The 15984-nt window shown below is 67.9% G+C and carries 11 protein-coding genes; 8 read left to right on the forward strand and 3 right to left on the reverse strand.

Annotated elements, in window-relative coordinates:
* Positions 1-111: 111 nt before the first annotated feature.
* Positions 112-2805: a TonB-dependent receptor gene (locus LL962_RS06560; RefSeq protein ID WP_228316361.1), complete on the reverse strand. Its 2694-nt coding sequence runs from the start codon at positions 2803-2805 to the stop codon at positions 112-114.
* 497 nt (positions 2806-3302) lie between these two features.
* Positions 3303-4688 (reverse strand): helix-turn-helix domain-containing protein, encoded by a 1386-nt coding sequence (locus tag LL962_RS06565; RefSeq protein ID WP_228316362.1) that lies wholly within the window; start codon positions 4686-4688, stop codon positions 3303-3305.
* 135 nt (positions 4689-4823) lie between these two features.
* On the opposite strand from LL962_RS06565, the gene LL962_RS06570 reads away from it, so the two are divergent.
* The 6 genes from LL962_RS06570 (at position 4824) to LL962_RS06595 (ending at position 11779) form a co-directional block, all read left to right on the forward strand.
* The gene (locus tag LL962_RS06570; protein WP_228316363.1) at positions 4824-6329 is read left to right on the forward strand and encodes a CoA-acylating methylmalonate-semialdehyde dehydrogenase; all 1506 of its coding nucleotides are present in this window, start codon (positions 4824-4826) and stop codon (positions 6327-6329) included.
* Positions 6330-6339: 10 nt separating this feature from the next.
* Complete coding sequence (locus LL962_RS06575) at positions 6340-7521, forward strand: acyl-CoA dehydrogenase family protein (RefSeq protein ID WP_228316364.1); 1182 nt, start codon at positions 6340-6342, stop codon at positions 7519-7521.
* Positions 7518-8315 carry an enoyl-CoA hydratase gene (locus tag LL962_RS06580; RefSeq protein WP_228316365.1) on the forward strand — a complete coding sequence of 266 codons (798 nt, stop codon included), beginning with the start codon at positions 7518-7520 and terminating at the stop codon, positions 8313-8315. Before LL962_RS06575 ends, LL962_RS06580 begins: the two co-directional genes overlap by 4 nt.
* On the forward strand, positions 8300-9493 hold the full coding sequence (locus LL962_RS06585; protein WP_228316366.1) for an enoyl-CoA hydratase/isomerase family protein: 1194 nt from the start codon (positions 8300-8302) through the stop codon (positions 9491-9493). Before LL962_RS06580 ends, LL962_RS06585 begins: the two co-directional genes overlap by 16 nt.
* A gap of 114 nt (positions 9494-9607) precedes the next feature.
* Positions 9608-10510, forward strand: a complete 903-nt coding sequence (gene mmsB, locus LL962_RS06590) for a 3-hydroxyisobutyrate dehydrogenase (protein WP_228316462.1) — start codon at positions 9608-9610, stop codon at positions 10508-10510.
* A 303-nt stretch (positions 10511-10813) separates the two neighbouring features.
* Positions 10814-11779 carry a cation diffusion facilitator family transporter gene (locus LL962_RS06595; RefSeq protein WP_228316367.1) on the forward strand — a complete coding sequence of 322 codons (966 nt, stop codon included), beginning with the start codon at positions 10814-10816 and terminating at the stop codon, positions 11777-11779.
* Positions 11780-12106: 327 nt separating this feature from the next.
* Here the strand turns inward: LL962_RS06595 and LL962_RS06600 are convergent, their stop codons facing one another.
* Positions 12107-14188, reverse strand: coding sequence for a 3-hydroxyacyl-CoA dehydrogenase NAD-binding domain-containing protein (locus LL962_RS06600; RefSeq protein ID WP_228316368.1), 2082 nt, complete (start codon positions 14186-14188; stop codon positions 12107-12109).
* 236 nt (positions 14189-14424) lie between these two features.
* Here LL962_RS06600 and rpoE point away from each other — a divergent pair, with 236 nt between their 5' ends.
* Positions 14425-15045, forward strand: coding sequence for an RNA polymerase sigma factor RpoE (gene rpoE, locus LL962_RS06605; protein WP_104584193.1), 621 nt, complete (start codon positions 14425-14427; stop codon positions 15043-15045).
* Positions 15042-15917 (forward strand): sigma-E factor negative regulatory protein, encoded by an 876-nt coding sequence (locus LL962_RS06610; RefSeq protein ID WP_228316369.1) that lies wholly within the window; start codon positions 15042-15044, stop codon positions 15915-15917. The genes rpoE and LL962_RS06610 overlap by 4 nt, the downstream gene beginning before the upstream one ends.
* Positions 15918-15984 lie beyond the last annotated feature (67 nt).

Here is a 15984-nt window from a genome sequence, read left to right on the forward strand (position 1 = left end):
GGCCGCGCACCCTCCCCGGGTGGCGCCCGCCGTGAACCGGCCGCGCGGGAAGGCGGCCGCGCGTGGGCCGTGCCCGCCCGGCGCCGAACGCGCCAGGCGGTGAACGGTGGATCAGAACCGGTAGGTCGCCTCCAGCTGATAGCGGCGGCCGAACAACTGGTAGCCGCCGTCGTCCTGGTTGGCCAGGCGGTCGGGCCGGTTGTCGGTGTAGGCGCGCAGCGGTTCGTCGGTGAGGTTGCTGGCCTGGAAACGGAAGCCGAGCTGCTTGCTGTACTGCCAGTTCAAGCTCAGATCCACCGTGCCTTCGCTCTGCAGCCTGGCCAGACGCGCGGCATTCCAGCCGTACACCACGGTGTAGGGGCTGTGGTACTTGTAGCCCACGCGCGCTTCGAAGGTACCGTTGCTGTACCACAGGTCGAAGGTGCCGGTCCTGCGCGCCAGCCCGCTCAGCGGCAGCGGGTTGTCCTGCGGCGAGAATTCCTTGAGGTTGGAATCCACCAGCGAGAAGTTCGAGTAGACGCCGAAATTCTCCAGGTGCGGAATGAAGAAGAACGGGGTCTGGAAGGTGAGCTCCACGCCGTTGATGTGGCCGCCGCCGCCATTGAATGGCGCGCTGACCAGGTAATCCAGGCCGTTGATCACTTCGCGATCGGTGCGGTAACCGATGCTCGAATCCACTTCCTTGCGGTATACCGCCAATGCCGCCAGCGCTTCCTTGTGGAAGTACCACTCGTAGGAAACGTCGAGCTGGGTGGCCTTGAACGGGTCCAGTTGCGGATTGCCGCCGCTGCCGGTGAGCTGGCCGACGGTGACGTTGGGGTCGTCCAGGCGGCGGCCGGTACGCAGTTCGTCCAGCGGCGGGCGTGCGATGACCTTGGCTACCGCAAAGCGCAGGATGCGTTGTTCGTCGATCAGGAAGTTGAGCGTGGCGCTGGGCAGTACATCGGTGTACTCCTTGCTGTCGCTGCTGGGCCGGATGGTGCTGCCCACCGAGTCGAAGCCGTCGCTGTCGGTCCTGGTGTTGACCAGACGCACGCCGATATTGCCGGTGACATCGGTACCGAACAGCTGCGAGCTGAACACCGCCTTGGCGAAGGCTTCGCGCACGTCTTCCTTGACGGCCCAATGGTCGAGCATCTGCTCGGTGATCGCGTTCGGGTCGAAGCCGCCGAAGCCGATCCGGGCGATCTCGCGCATGTTGCCGCCGGTGAGCGTGGGCACGCGCAGGCCCGGCATCGTGACCGGATAGATCAGGTCCTGGTACGCCGAGATGGGTTGGTCGAAATTGGACTGATTGCTGACGAAGGCGCGATTCTGCTTTTCCCGGTGGGCCGCGCGCGCGCCGAACTCCAGCGAGGTGAAGGGGCCCGCATCGACCGAGCGGCTGGCGTTGAGCGCCAGCGCGGCGATCTTGTCGCGCAATCCCTGCGGGTTGGTCTGGCCGTTGATGCCGTACTCGGGCGTGTCCGAGCTGGTGCTGATGGTGGGCTTGATGGTGCGGCGGAAGTCGAAGGAGATCGTGTCCGGATTGCTGCCGAAGCGCACCGCCTGCCACTCGTTGTCGCGCTTGGCCTGCGAGAACGACAGGTCGCCGGCCAGCGTCCACACATCGCCGCTCCACTTGGCATTCAGGCCGCCGGCAGCGAGCGTCTTGACCTCGTTGTAATGGCTGACCACATGGTCGACCTGCAGGTTCGAGTTGGCCAGGGTGGCGGCCACCACGTCGCCGCCGACGATGGTGTAGGACGAACCCGGCGCGGTGTACGGATTGGCGCCGCTGGAGAACACGCTGTAGGCCAGGCCGTTGAACCAGTTCTGCAGCTGGTCTTCTTCGATCGCGATGCGCGAATACAGGCCGTCCAGCTTCACATCCAGGTTGCCCGAACGCCATTGCACGGTGCCCATCGCGCCGGTGCGGGTCTGGTCGATCAGCTTGAGCTGGTCGGCGGCGCCCCATGGCGTGGGATCCGGGGTGCCGTCGCCGTTGATGTCGCGCGCGCTGCTGGCATCGGTATAGCCCCAGCTGCCGATCGAGGAGCCGGCATTCTTCTGCTTCTGGTAGGTGGCGCCCAGCGCAACGGCGAGGTTGTCGTTGATCTTGTGCACCCAGCTGGCGCCGAAGCGGCTTCCCCAGGGGCTGTAGCCGGGAACATCCTTGGCATGGTCGTAGAACACCGGGGCGGCGGTGCCGACGAAGCCGGGGCCGTTGTAGTCCAGCGGGCTGATGGTGGAGATGTCCACGGTGGCGGCAAGGCCGCCCGCCACCAGGTCGGCCGATTGGGTCTTGTAGACCTTGACGGTCGACACCACCTCGGTGGGGAACACTTCCCAGCGTACCGCCCGGTTCGGCTCGGAGGAGGCGATCTCGCGGCCGTTCACGGTGCCCATGGTCATGCGCGGCCCGAGGCCGCGCACGGTGGCCAGACTCTCGTTGCCACGGTCGCGGGTACCGTTGACGCCGGGCAGGCGCACCAGCGCTTCGGCCACGGTGACGTTCGGCATCTGCCCCATGTTGTCGGCGGAGATGACTTCCACGACGTGATCGGACATCTGTTTGGCCTGCACCGCCTGATTCAGGCTGGCGCGCTGGCCGATCACGGTGATGTTGTCCAGGGTGACCGGCGCCTGGCCGCTGCTGGCGGCGGTGTCGGTACTGGCGGCCGGCGGTGCAGGGGCCGGCGCCTGCTGCGCCTGGGCGGCGAACGCGGTGGCCAGCACGCAGGCGATGGTGGTGCAGAGGATGTCGCGGACCGGCGTGCGGCGCAGGCGCCGGCTGTCCGGGCGACCGGTATGGTGAACAGGCATCGGATGATCCCTCCCAGGATGATGTGACCGAAGTGTGGTGTGGCGGTGGCCGTCCCGCGGCGCCGGCGTGGGGCTGGCGCTGTCGCGAGGCATGGTGGTTGGTGTGGTACTGCGTTACTCGCGTTGCGTATTCGTTTGTGCGGCGTTTTTGCAATCGGTTGGATCGCGTGACGCCTCCCCTGTCCTGCACGTGTCCGCTTCAGGGTAGAAGCGTGAGTCATTCCATTCCAATGAAGCATTTTGCGGGAGCTATCCCGGCTTGGAATGCTGCAGTGCAGCGCTAGCGTCTGCTTGATCACGGCGGTGCTGTGCGCTCCATCGCGGAGTGTCGGCGATCCGGTCTGGGATAGCGGGCCGACGCCGCTCCTGCTCCGTGTCCGGACGCAGCGGGTGAAGCGATCCGGGTGACTCGGACGTGTTCGGTGCCATGGGGGCAGCAGTCCGGCGGTGGCCGTATGCGGCCGGCGGCCGCTGGAGCAGCCGCCGGAGCGGGCGCGTCAGCGCGGGTTCGGCCCCAGGCGCGTCAGCGCCGGAAACGCGCGCTGCACGCAATCGTCGCGTTCGCAGGTCAGGCAGCCCGGCCCGATCGGCACCGCATCGTCCACCGCCGCCAGATCCCAGCCGCGTGCATACACCAGTTGCTCGGCATGCCGCAGATCGCAGCCCATCGCCAGTGCGAAGGTCTTGCGCGGGCGGCCATAGCCGGGAGGGCCGCTGCTGACCTGGCGCGCCAGCCAGAAATAGCGGCGTCCATCGGGCATGCGCGCGATCTGGGTCAGGATGCGGTCGGGCTGGTTGAAGGCCTCGTACACGATCCACAGCGGGCAGGCGCCGCCCACGTGAGAGAAATGGAAGTCGGTGGCCGAATGCCGTTTGGACACATTGCCGGCGCGGTCCACCCGCATGAAGAAGATCGGCAGCCCGGCCGCACCGCGGCGCTGCAGGGTGCTCAAGCGATGGCAGACCGCCTCGAACCCCACGCCGAAGCGGTCTGCCAGCCACTCGATGTCGTAGCGCGAAGCCTGCGCACTGTGCAGGAACTCGCCGTAGGGCATCACCAGCGCGCCGGCGAAATAGTTCGACAGCCCGATCCGCGACAAGGCGATGCGCTCGGCATCGGCGAAACCGGCGTCGGCGATGCGCGCGTCCAGCAGCGGTGCGCACTCCAGCAGGGCCAGTTGCGCCGCCATCTGGAAGGCCTGCTGCCCGGGGCGCAGATGCGCGGGCAGCCACAGCACGCGCGCCTGCGCATCCACGCTGCGTTTGTCGCCTTGCAGTTCGCTGGCCTCCTGCACCAGCAGGCCGTGCCGGTCGGCCAGGCGTTGGCGCAACCGCAGCGGCAGGCTGTCGCTGGTCGCACCGAGTTCGGCGTGCAGCGCTTCGGCGCGCTCGTCGAGTTCGGGCAGGTAGTTGTGTGCGCGGTTGAAGTAGTCGCGCACCTGCTCGCCGGGCGACAGCGACGGCATCGCCGCATGCTCCACGCCGATCTGCAGTTGCAGCGCGGCATTGCGTTCGAGCACGTGCTGATGCGCGCGATGCAGGTCCAGCAGGGCCTGGGCCACCTGCGGCAGGTTGCCGGTGAGCGCACGCAGCTCGGCTGGCGACAGCGTATGGCCCAGGCTGCGCAGCGATTGGTCCAGCGGCTCGACCAGCGCGGCCGGATGGTCCGGATCCAGTAGCCCGTCCAGATCGCCCAGCGTGGACTTGAGCCGCTGCTGGATGGCCAGGGTCAGCGGACGCTGGTTGCGCTCGATCTGGTTGAGATAGCTCGGCGACAGGCCGAGCCGGCGCGCCAGCTCGGCCTGAGTCAGGCCGTGGCGCTGGCGCAGCCGCTGTAGGCGCAGGCCGAGCTGGTGACGCAGGGAGGGAAGCGAGTGTGGCATTCGCAAAATTCGCAAAATTCTGCTGGAAGCTTAGCGCGATTAAGCAATCCAGGGCTGGGAAAGCCGGTTTTGGGTGCGAACAATGCGAAGCGGTGGGCCGCGATGGTCCGATGTCCCCTGTGAGCGAACCCTGTGATGAGCGAATCCATTCCCCGCGTCTGCCTGTTGATCGATGGCGAACTGATGGTCTCGGCCAGCGACCGCTGGCAGGACGTGGTCAACCCGGCCGACCAGTCGGTGCTGGCGCAGGTGCCCTTCGCCACCGGCGCCGAAGTCGATGCGGCGGTGGCCGCGGCCAGCCGTGCCTTCGTCAGCTGGCGCAAGACCCCGATCGGCACCCGTGCGCGCATCTTCCTCAAGTATCAGCAATTGATCCGCGAACACCTGCCCGAACTGGCCGCGCTGCTCAGCGCCGAGCAGGGCAAGACCCTGGCCGACGCGGAAGGCGATGTGTTCCGCGGGCTGGAGGTGGTGGAACACGCTGCGGCGATCGGCAACCTGCAACTGGGCGAGCTGGCCAACAACGTCGCCACCGGCGTGGATACCTACAGTCTTTTGCAGCCCTTGGGCGTGTGCGCCGGCATCACCCCGTTCAACTTCCCGGCGATGATTCCGCTGTGGATGTTCCCGATGGCGATTGCGACTGGCAACACCTTCGTGCTCAAGCCCTCCGAGCAGGACCCGATGGTGACCATGCGGCTGGTGGAACTGGCGCAGCAAGCCGGAATTCCCAAGGGCGTACTCAACGTCGTGCACGGCGGCGAAGAGGTGGTCAATGCGCTGTGCGATCACCCGGACGTCAAGGCCCTGTCGTTTGTCGGCTCCACCAAGGTGGGCACGCATGTGTACCGGCGCGCGTCGCTGGCCGGCAAGCGGGTGCAATGCATGATGGGCGCCAAGAACCACGCGGTGGTGCTGCCGGACGCGAACCGCGAACAGACCCTCAATGCGATGGTCGGTGCGGCCTTCGGTGCGGCCGGCCAGCGTTGCATGGCCGCCTCCACGCTGGTACTGGTCGGTGAAGCGCGCGAATGGATTCCGGAGCTGGTGGCCAAGGCCAGGAGTCTGAAGATCGGTGCGGGCAATGCGCCAGGCACCGAGGTCGGCCCGTTGATTTCCTGCGCCGCGCGCGAACGCGTGGAAGGGCTGATCGCCTCGGGTGTGGAGCAGGGCGCCACCCTGGAGCTGGACGGGCGCGGCCCACAGGTGCCTGGTTTCGAGCAGGGCAATTTCGTCGGCCCGACGATCTTTTCCGGGGTCAAACCCGGCATGCGCATCTACGACGAGGAAATCTTCGGGCCGGTCCTGGTGATACTCGACGTTGCCACGCTGGATGAGGCGATCGCGCTGGTCAACGCCAATCCCAATGGCAACGGCACCGCGCTGTTCACCCAATCCGGTGCGGCCGCGCGGCGCTTCCAGGAAGACATCGATGTGGGCCAGGTCGGCATCAATGTGCCGATTCCGGTGCCGGTGCCGCTGTTCTCGTTCACCGGCTCGCGCGCGTCCAAGCTCGGCGACCTCGGTCCCTACGGCAAGCAGGTGGTGATGTTCTACACCCAGACCAAGACCGTGACCGCACGCTGGTTCGACGATCAGACGCTGAGTCATGGCGTCAACACCACCATCTCCCTCAAGTGACCCGATCGCCATGAATGCAGCCATCCAGTTACATCCCAACGCAGCCGATCTGAACGACGAGCAGGAAGCGTTTCGTGCCGCGGCGCGCGACTTCGCCGACAAGGAACTGGCTCCGCATGCGGCGCAATGGGACGCGGAAGGCCACTTCCCGCGCGAGGCCATCGCCAAGGCCGCCGAGCTGGGGTTCTGTGGCATGTACACCGACGAAGGCGTCGGCGGCCTGGGCATGCGCCGGCTCGATGCGGCAGTGGTGTTCGAAGAACTCGCTACGGTCGATCCGTCCACCTCGGCCTTCATCAGCATCCACAACATGGCCACCTGGCTGATTGCCAGCTACGGCAGCGAGGCGGTACGCGCGCAGTGGGGCGAGGCGATGACCAGCGGCGCCAGGTTGGGCTCGTACTGCCTGACCGAACCGGGCAGCGGCTCGGACGCAGCGTCGCTGAAGACGCGCGCGCAGCGCGACGGCGACAGCTATGTGCTCAATGGCAGCAAGGCCTTCATTTCCGGTGCGGGCGCCACCGATGTGCTGGTGGTGATGGCGCGTACCGGCGAGGATGGCGCACGCGGCATCAGTGCATTCGTGGTGCCGGCCGATGCGCCGGGCATCAGCTATGGCCGCAAGGAAGAGAAGATGGGCTGGAACAGCCAGCCCACGCGCGGCGTGACCTTCGCCGATGTGCGCATCCCGGCCGGCAACCTGCTCGGCAAGGAGGGCGAAGGCTTTAAACTGGCGATGAAGGCACTGGACGGCGGCCGTATCAATATCGCCGCCTGCTCGCTGGGCGCGGCGCAGGGCGCGCTGGATGCCGCGCGCCGCTACATGGGCGAGCGCCGCCAGTTCGGCAGGAAGCTGGCCGATTTCCAGGCGCTGCAGTTCAAGCTGGCCGACATGGCCACGCAGCTGGTCGCAGCGCGGCAGATGGTGCACACCGCCGCGCGCAAGCTCGATGCCGGCAGCCACGATGCCACCGTGTGGTGCGCGATGGCCAAGCGTTTCGCCACCGACGCCGGCTTCGCGATCTGCGACGAGGCGTTGCAGATCCACGGCGGCTACGGCTATATCCGCGAGTATCCGATCGAGCGATTGCTGCGCGACAGCCGCGTGCATCGCATCCTGGAAGGCACCAACGAGGTGATGCGCATGATCGTGGCGCGCCATCTGCTCAATAGTGAGGAGCAACTGCGATGAGCGATTGGGAAGGACGCGTCCACACCGGCCTGCAGGTCGAGCGCGATGGTCATGTGGCCATCGTCACCCTGAGCAATCCGCCGGCCAATACCTGGACCGTGCACAGCCTGGCCGCCTTGCGCGAGCTGGTGCGCGCACTGGATGCCGACCGCAGCGTCTACGCGCTGGTGATCACCGGCGAAGGCGAGAAGTTCTTCAGTGCCGGCGCCGACCTCAAACAGTTCGCCGATGGCGACAAGGCCAATGCACGCGAGGCCGCGCGTCGCTTCGGCGAGGCATTCGAGGCCTTGAGCGCCTTTCGCGGGGTGTCGATCGCCGCGATCAACGGCTACGCGATGGGCGGCGGCCTGGAATGCGCGCTGGCCTGCGATCTGCGTATTGCCGAGCAGCACGCGCAGCTGGCCTTGCCGGAAGCCAGCGTCGGACTGCTGCCCTGTGCCGGCGGCACCCAGAACCTGCCGCGGCTGGTCGGCGAGGGCTGGGCCAAGCGCATGATCCTGCTTGGCGAGCGGATCGACGCCGCCACCGCGCAGCGCATCGGATTGGTGGAAGAGGTGGTAGGCCAGGGCGAAGCGCGCGCGCTGGCGATCGCCTGGGCGCACCGTGCCGGCAAGCAGAGTCCGATCAGTGTGGCCGCGTGCAAGCGCCTGGTGCAGGCCACCCGCAGCGGCACGCATGCCGCGGCCCTGGTTGCCGAGCGCGAGGCGTTCGTGGACCTGTTCGAGCAGGCCGACCAGGCCGAAGGCGTGGCCGCCTTCCTGGGCAAGCGCGCACCGCAGTGGAGCAGCCGCTGATGGTTGGGGCGGCCACTGCAGCCGACGATGCTGCGCCGGTGCTGTTCGAGCAGCGCGACTGCGCCGATGGGCACCGCATCGGCATCGCCACCTTGAATGCACCCAGAACCCTCAACGGATTGTCGCTGGAAATGACGCGGCTGCTGGACGCACAGCTGCGGGCATGGGCCGACGATGCGCAGGTGGCCTGCGTGGTATTGCGCGGCGCCGGCGACAAGGCCTTGTGCGCCGGTGGCGATCTGCATGGGCTTTACCAAAGCATGCGTGCGCATCGCGACGCGGTGCCCGACGCCGCGCAGCGCCGCGCCAGACCGCAGGACAATGCGCACGCCGCCGCATTCTTCGAAGAAGAGTATCGGCTGGATTACCGCATCCATACCTACCCCAAACCGGTGCTGTGCTGGGGCCACGGCATCGTGATGGGCGGCGGCATCGGCCTGATGTCCGGCGCCAGCCATCGTGTGGTCACCGAGCGCTCGCGTCTGGCCATGCCCGAGATCACGGTCGGCCTGTTCCCGGACGTGGGCGGCAGCTGGCTGCTGCGTCGCGTGCCGCACGGCGCCGGGCTGTTCCTGGCATTGACCGGCGCGCCACTCAACGCCAGCGATGCCATCCATGCCGGGCTGGCCGATGTACAGCTGGAACACGCGCAGTATCCGGCCGTGCTGGACGCATTGAGCGCGCATGCATGGAGCGGCGATGCGCAAGAAGACCGCGCACAGCTGAGCATGTTCCTGCAGGGGATCGCACAGCCGTTGGAACCGGGTCCGCTGCAGCTGCATGCGGCATTGATCGCGCAACTGGTCGCTGGCGACACCGTGGAACAGGTCGTCGCCGCCATCGATGCCTTGCAAAGCGGAGATGCCTGGTTGCAGGCCGCGCGCACCACCCTGGCCGCGGGTGCGCCAGGCTCGGCACGTCTGGCCTGGGAACTGCAACGTCATCCCGGCACGACCTCGCTGGCCGAGACGTTCCGTACCGAATACGTGGTGGCGCTGCACGCTGCCGCGCACGGCGATTTCGCCGAAGGCATCCGCGCCTTGCTGATCGACAAGGACCGTCAGCCGCACTGGCAGCCGGCATCGCTGGCGGAGGCCGACGCGGCGTGGGCAGCAGGGTTCTTCGAGGCTCCCTGGCCTGCGGATCGGCATCCGCTGGCCGAGCTGGGCGCGCGCTAGGCATGGCGACATACGGCACCGCTCGGGTCGGCACGATCCGGGATGCGCGCGTGTGTCCAGGTAGTCACTGCTTGCCGCGACGGGATCCACTTTTCTTCCGATGAATGCTCCAACCTGGAGATCGACACGATGAGCAAGATCGCCTTTATCGGCCTGGGCAACATGGGTGGCCCGATGGCCGCGAACCTGGGCAAGGCCGGACACCAGTTGCGGGTCTTCGATCTGGTGCCCGCCGCGCTGGACGCCGCCGCGGCCGCTGGCGCGCATGCCGCCAGCTCGGCGCACGACACCCTGGCCGATGCCGAGATCGTCATCTCGATGCTGCCGGCCAGCCGCCATGTGGAAGGCCTGTACCTGCGCGATGGCGGCATCCTGGCGCAGATTCCCGCCGGCGCGCTGGTCATCGATTGCAGCACCATCGCGCCAGTGTCGGCGCGCAGGGTGGCCGAGGCCGCAGGTGCGCGTGGGCTGGCGATGCTGGATGCACCGGTCTCCGGCGGCACTGCGGGCGCCGCCGCCGGTACGCTGACCTTCATCGTCGGTGGCGCGGCCGACGCGCTGGAGCGTGCACGCCCGGTGCTGCAGGCGATGGGCAAAAACATCTTCCACGTCGGCGCCAACGGTGCCGGCCAGGTGGCCAAGCTGTGCAACAACATGGCGCTGGGCGTGATCATGGCCGCCACCGGCGAAGCATTGGCGCTGGGCGTGGCGCAGGGTCTGGATCCGGCGGTGCTGTCGCAGATGATGGCGGTCAGCACCGGCCGTAGCTGGGCCACCGAGGTGTGCAATCCGTGGCCGGGCGTACTGCCCAATGCGCCGGCCTCGCGCGGCTACAGCGGCGGCTTCGGCAACGATCTGATGCTCAAGGATCTGGGCTTGGTGGCCGAATCGGCAGTGCAGGCCGGAGTCTCGATTCCGCTGGGTGAGCTGGCGCGCAACCTGTATGCGATGAACAGTCAGGCCGGCAACGGTGCGCTGGATTTTTCCAGCGTGGTCAAGCTCGTGGCCAAGGTGTAGGGCAGGGCACAAAGCGCGTCTGTCTGCAGACAGGCGCTGCGGCCGACGCTGCAACATCGGTGCGGGTACCGCCGACCTGGCGGCGGCAGCCTTGAATCTGCCGGTGCCCCGCCTGCTGCACGCGGATGCGGTACACCCGGCGCGTCGAAGCATGCACGTGGTCGTGGTATGCGAACGGTGGCCGCTGCGCAGGGTTTGGCGCGCACTCGACGTGCCGGGTGATGTGATCTCATTACGCTTGCGTGTAATAGTCTCCGCAGACGCGCGTGCTTAAGGTGCGCGCATTGCACGAGGCCGCACAGCATGGGACACGACCACAATCACGCCCCCAGCGAGATTCGCCACGAAACACCGCTATGGTGGGCGCTAGGCCTGACGGCGACGTTCCTGGTGGCCGAAGTGATCGGTGCGTTCGTCAGCAACAGCCTGGCGCTGCTGTCCGACGCGGCGCACATGGCGACGGATACGCTCGGGTTGATGATCGCGCTGCTCGCGGTGCGGCTGAGCCGGCGCCCCGCGGACGCGCGCCGCACCTACGGCTATGTGCGGCTGGAAGCGCTGGGGGCGCTGGCCAATGGCGCATTGCTGTTCGCGGTCGGCGCTTACATTCTGTGGGAGGCCGCGCAACGCTTCCGCGCACCGCAGGACATCTCCTCCAACGGCATGCTGCTGATCGCCGGGCTGGGCCTGGTGATCAACCTGATCGCGATGAAGCTGTTGCATGCCGGCAGCGGCGAAAGCCTCAACGTCAAGGGCGCCTACCTGGAAGTGTGGAGCGACATGCTCGGCTCGGTGGCGGTGATCATCGGCGCCCTGCTGATCCGCTGGACCGGCTGGCACTGGATCGACCCGGTGCTTGCGGTGCTGATCGGCCTATGGGTGCTGCCGCGTACCTGGGTGCTGCTGCGCGAGGCGATCAATGTGCTGCTCGAGGGCGTCCCCAAGGGCATCGATCTGGCGCAGGTACGGCAGGCACTGGCCGGCTACCCGGGGGTCGACGACGTGCACGACCTGCATGTCTGGGCACTGGCGTCCAGTACGCCTGCTCTCACCGCGCACGTGGTGGTGGGCGAGTCCGTCGACCGCGACCAGCTGCGCGATGCGCTCGCCGCGCTGCTGCACGAACGCTTCGACATCGACCACGTGACCCTGCAGGTGGAAAGCGGCGACTGCGGTAAGCATCCTTGCGGGAGCCCGGCGTCCGTGCAGGCGGCCGCGCATCACGCCCACCACGATCATGGGCACACCGGGCATCGTCACCGGCATTGATGCACCGATGCGTTTCCGGTGTCGGCACCGACCGCCCGGCGGGTGTCGATCCATCCACGCCACCGCGGCTGCGGCAACGCCCCGTGCCAAGCGCCGCCGAGAGCGGCTGACAGAACGACTGCGCTCACCGCCAGACGGGCGCGGCCGGTGCCCGGAATCGGTACACATCGCTCGCACATTGCGCTTCCTCCGCACCGTCCACACTCGCCCAGCGACGACGCGCTCCGTGCTGTTGGCCGCTCTGAACGGGCTGCTCAGAAGCAGCAAGGCCGCCAGTCGGCGGCCTTGCTGCATTCGATCATTCACAAGATTGGATCGGGTCCGGATTCACGCCACCGGCTCGCGCAACACCGCCGAGTCCCAGCCCGGGCGCGGCGCGAAGCGCTCGCCGTAGCGCGCGTGCAGCGCCTGCAGGCGCGCCAGCAGCGCATCGGCGCCGGCACTGCGGATGTACTGGATCGGGCCGCCGCGGAACGGCGCAAAGCCGGTACCGAAGATGACGCCGGCATCGAGCAGATCGGCATCGGCCACCACGCCGTCGTGCAGGCAGGCGACCGCTTCGTTGAGCAGCGGCAGGATCAGGCGGTCCTCCAGATCGGCCGGCACGGCGTAGCCGCTGGGAACCTCGGGCTTGACCGCACGCCCGTTCTCCCACTTGTACAGCCCCTGGCCATCCTTCTTGCCACGTTTGCCCGCTTCCACCGTCGCCAGCGCCGCCGGAATCGGCAGGTGCAGGAACGGCGCCAGCTCCGCGCCGACACCTGCGGACACGTCCAGGCCCACGGTGTCGATCAGTTCGATCGGCCCCATCGGCATGCCGAACTTGACCGCGGTCTTGTCCAGCACCGGGCCGGGAATGCCTTCGGCGTAGGCGGTGGCCGCTTCCAGCAGGTACGGAAACAGCACGCGGTTGACCAGGAAGCCCGGCGTGCCCGCCACCGGCACCGGAAACTTGTCCAGCGCCTTGCAGAAGGCCGCCAGGCGCGCCACGTTGGCCGGATCCAGCCCGTCGTGCTGCACGATTTCCACCAACGGCATCATCGCCACCGGGTTGAAATAGTGCAGGCCGGCGAACTGCGCCGGGCGCAGCAGATGGCCGCGCAGCTCGGTCAGCGGGATCGACGAGGTATTGGTGGTCAGTACGGCGTCCGGCTTGAGCTGCGGCTCGATCGACTGGTACAGCTCGCGCTTGGCCTGCGGGTTCTCGATGATCGCCTCGATCACCAGATCCGCCTGCGCCACGCCTGCACCGGCCAGGTCACCGCGCAGGCGAGCGGCCACCGCCGGGCGCTTGGCCTCGTCCTTGACTCGCTTGGCGAACAGCTCGCCGCCACGCGTCAGTGCGGTGTCGATGAAGCGCTGCTCGCGATCCTGCAAGGTGACCTCGAAGCCCTTGTAAGCGGCCCATGCCGCGATATCGCCGCCCATCACGCCGGCACCGATCACATGCACATGACGGATCGGCGCCGCCGCGCCGCCGCCGGCGTCCTTGCCGCCCAGCGCCTTCAGCCGCTCGGTGAGGAAGAAGATGCGGATCAGGTTGCGCGCGGCCGGGGTGCTGGCGAGCTTGACCACCGCCTTGCGTTCGGCGGCCAGGCGCGCGTGGATGCCGCTGCCTCCCGCGCGTTCCCACACGTTGATCAGGGCATACGGCGCTGGGTAATGCTCCTTGCGCGCCTTGCGTGCGACCTGCTTGCGCATCTGCGGTGCCAGCAGCTTGCGCGCGAGCAGGGTGTTGGTGGCCCAGGCGGTGGCGCGTTGCTTGAGCGGGCGCGCGGTCCCGGCCAGCGCCAGCGCGGCGGCCACGTCCACCAGCACGGCGGGGGCGGCGACCCTGTCCACCAGGCCCATCGCACGTGCGGCCTTGGCCGACACGCTGCGGCCGGTCAGCATCAGGTCCATCGCCGCCGGTGCGCCGATCAGGCGCGGCAAGCGGGCGCTGCCACCCCAGCCGGGAAAGATGCCGAGCTTGGTCTCTGGCAGGCCGATGCGGGTGCTGCCGTCGTCGGAGGCCACCCGGTAGCGGCACGCCAGCGCGATCTCGGTACCGCCGCCCATGCAGAAGCCATGGATGGCGGCGACCGTGGGGCAGGGCAGTTCTGCCAGCTTCTGGAACACCTGCTGGCCGCGGTGGATGGCGTCGTTGACGGTACCCCTGCGGTCGAATTCCTGGAATTCTTTCAGGTCCGCGCCGGCGATGAAGCCATTGGCCTTGCCCGAGCGCAGCACCACGCCCTTGGGCGGATCCAGCGCCAGGCGCTCGACCAGCGCGCCCAGCTCGAGCAGCACGTCCTGCGAAAATGCGTTGACTGCGGCACCCTGGCGATCGAGGCTGAGCACGAGCACGCCGTCCTCGCGCAGGTCGGCCTGCCAGTGGCTGAATCGGAGCCCGTCGAAACCTGGAAGCATGCGTCTGGCCGTCCGGCGATAGTAAGGAAAGGTCGTTATCATCCAGAGGTTGTTTCCTTCACGTCAAATACCCATACCTGTCGACAGGGGCGGCGCGCGCTTCGGCGAGGCGTCGCCAGCGGCGCATCGGCATCGCTACCCTGATGCGTGACGATCGTACGGATCGGTATGAACTTTCCTCTTCAACGGCGGTCTCATTGCCCGACTTCGGTGGGCTGACAGGAGTGCGGCCCAGCATGGCCGAAGTCGATACACCTCAGGAGCTGGATCTGGAACTGGTCCGGCGCGTGCAGCGCGGCGAGAGCGCGGCGTTCGATGTGCTGGTGCGCAAGTACCAGCATCGCATCGTCGCCCTGATCGGGCGCTACATCGCCGACTGGAGCGAATGCCAGGACGTGGCCCAGGACACCTTTGTGCGCGCGTATCGCGCGATCAACAGTTTCCGCGGCGACGCCCAGTTCTATACATGGCTGCACCGCATTGCCGTCAACACTGCCAAGAACCATCTGGTCGCGCACAACCGCCGGCCGCCCACCGACGATATCGAGATCGGCGATGCCGAGCAGTTCGATGGGGCGACGCGGTTGCGCGATACCGACACCCCGGAGCGCGAATTGATGCGACAGGAGCTGGAACAAACGGTGATGCGTGCGGTCCAAGCCCTGCCGGAAGAACTTCGGGCGGCCATCACCCTGCGCGAGGTGGACGGCCTGAGCTACGAGGACATCGCGCGAAAGATGGATTGCCCGATCGGAACGGTGCGTTCGCGCATCTTCCGGGCGCGCGAGGCCATCGACAACGAGCTGCGGCCTCTGCTGGAGACCGAAAGCGCTACCCGTGAGCGACACCGTGTATGAGCCATAACGCCGACATGTCCACCACTGACAAGTTCGAGCTTCACTATCGCCAGCAGCTGTCTGCGTTGGTCGACGGCGAATTGAGTGCCGACGAATCGCGCTTCCTGCTGCGCAGGCTGGCCCACGACGAGGAACTGGCCGGCTGCCAGGAGCGCTGGCAGCTATGCGGCGACGTGCTGCGCGGCGCCGCCAGTGCGCCGGCGCCGCTGGATTTCGCGGCGCGTGTACGCAGCGCGATTGCCGACGAGCCTGCACCGCAGCCACAGCCGGCGCCGCGCGCGGCCGTACGCTGGCGCTGGGGCGGCGGCGCGGCGATCGCTGCCTCGGTCGCGGCGATTGCGATGTTCATGGCGCGCGAACGCCTGCCCGACCCGGCTCCATCGGTGACCGAGGTGCCGGTGTACGCCACCGCTGCACAGATGCCTGCAGCAGCCCAGCCGTCCATCGCGCCGAAGGCGCCTGCAGCGCCCGCTCCCGCCAATCCCGGCGACGGCGGTGCGCTGGTCGCCGCGGTGCCGGCCGCTGCGCTGGCGTCCACGCGCCGCGGCGCCGCGACCCGTAATCAGCAGGCGGCACGCAGTGCGGCAGCGCGACAGCAGCAGGCGCCGGCCGTGATGGTGGCGTCCGCCGCCGCGACGGCGCCGGCGGCCAGCCCGGTGGCGTCGTCCAACCCGTTCACGCACCCGGATACCACCCTGCAGGCGCGACCCTGGCCACGCGCGGCGCTGTCCGGCGCTGCCGACAGCCCGCTCAATGCCAGCTTCAGCCAGAGTCGTCAGGGCCCGGCGTTCTATCCGTTCGAACCAGCGCCGCAGGCGGTCCGGGCTCCAGCACCGAGCCAGCCATCGCCGGCGCAGGGCCCGCAACGCTGATCCGGCGGCCGATCTTCATCCACTCGGCGCCCTCCCTCCCGTTACCTTGTCGGACCCGCGCGGTTGC

Source organism: Xanthomonas sp. NCPPB 1067, assembly GCF_020783795.1.
GTDB classification, from domain to species: Bacteria; Pseudomonadota; Gammaproteobacteria; order Xanthomonadales; family Xanthomonadaceae; genus Xanthomonas; species Xanthomonas melonis.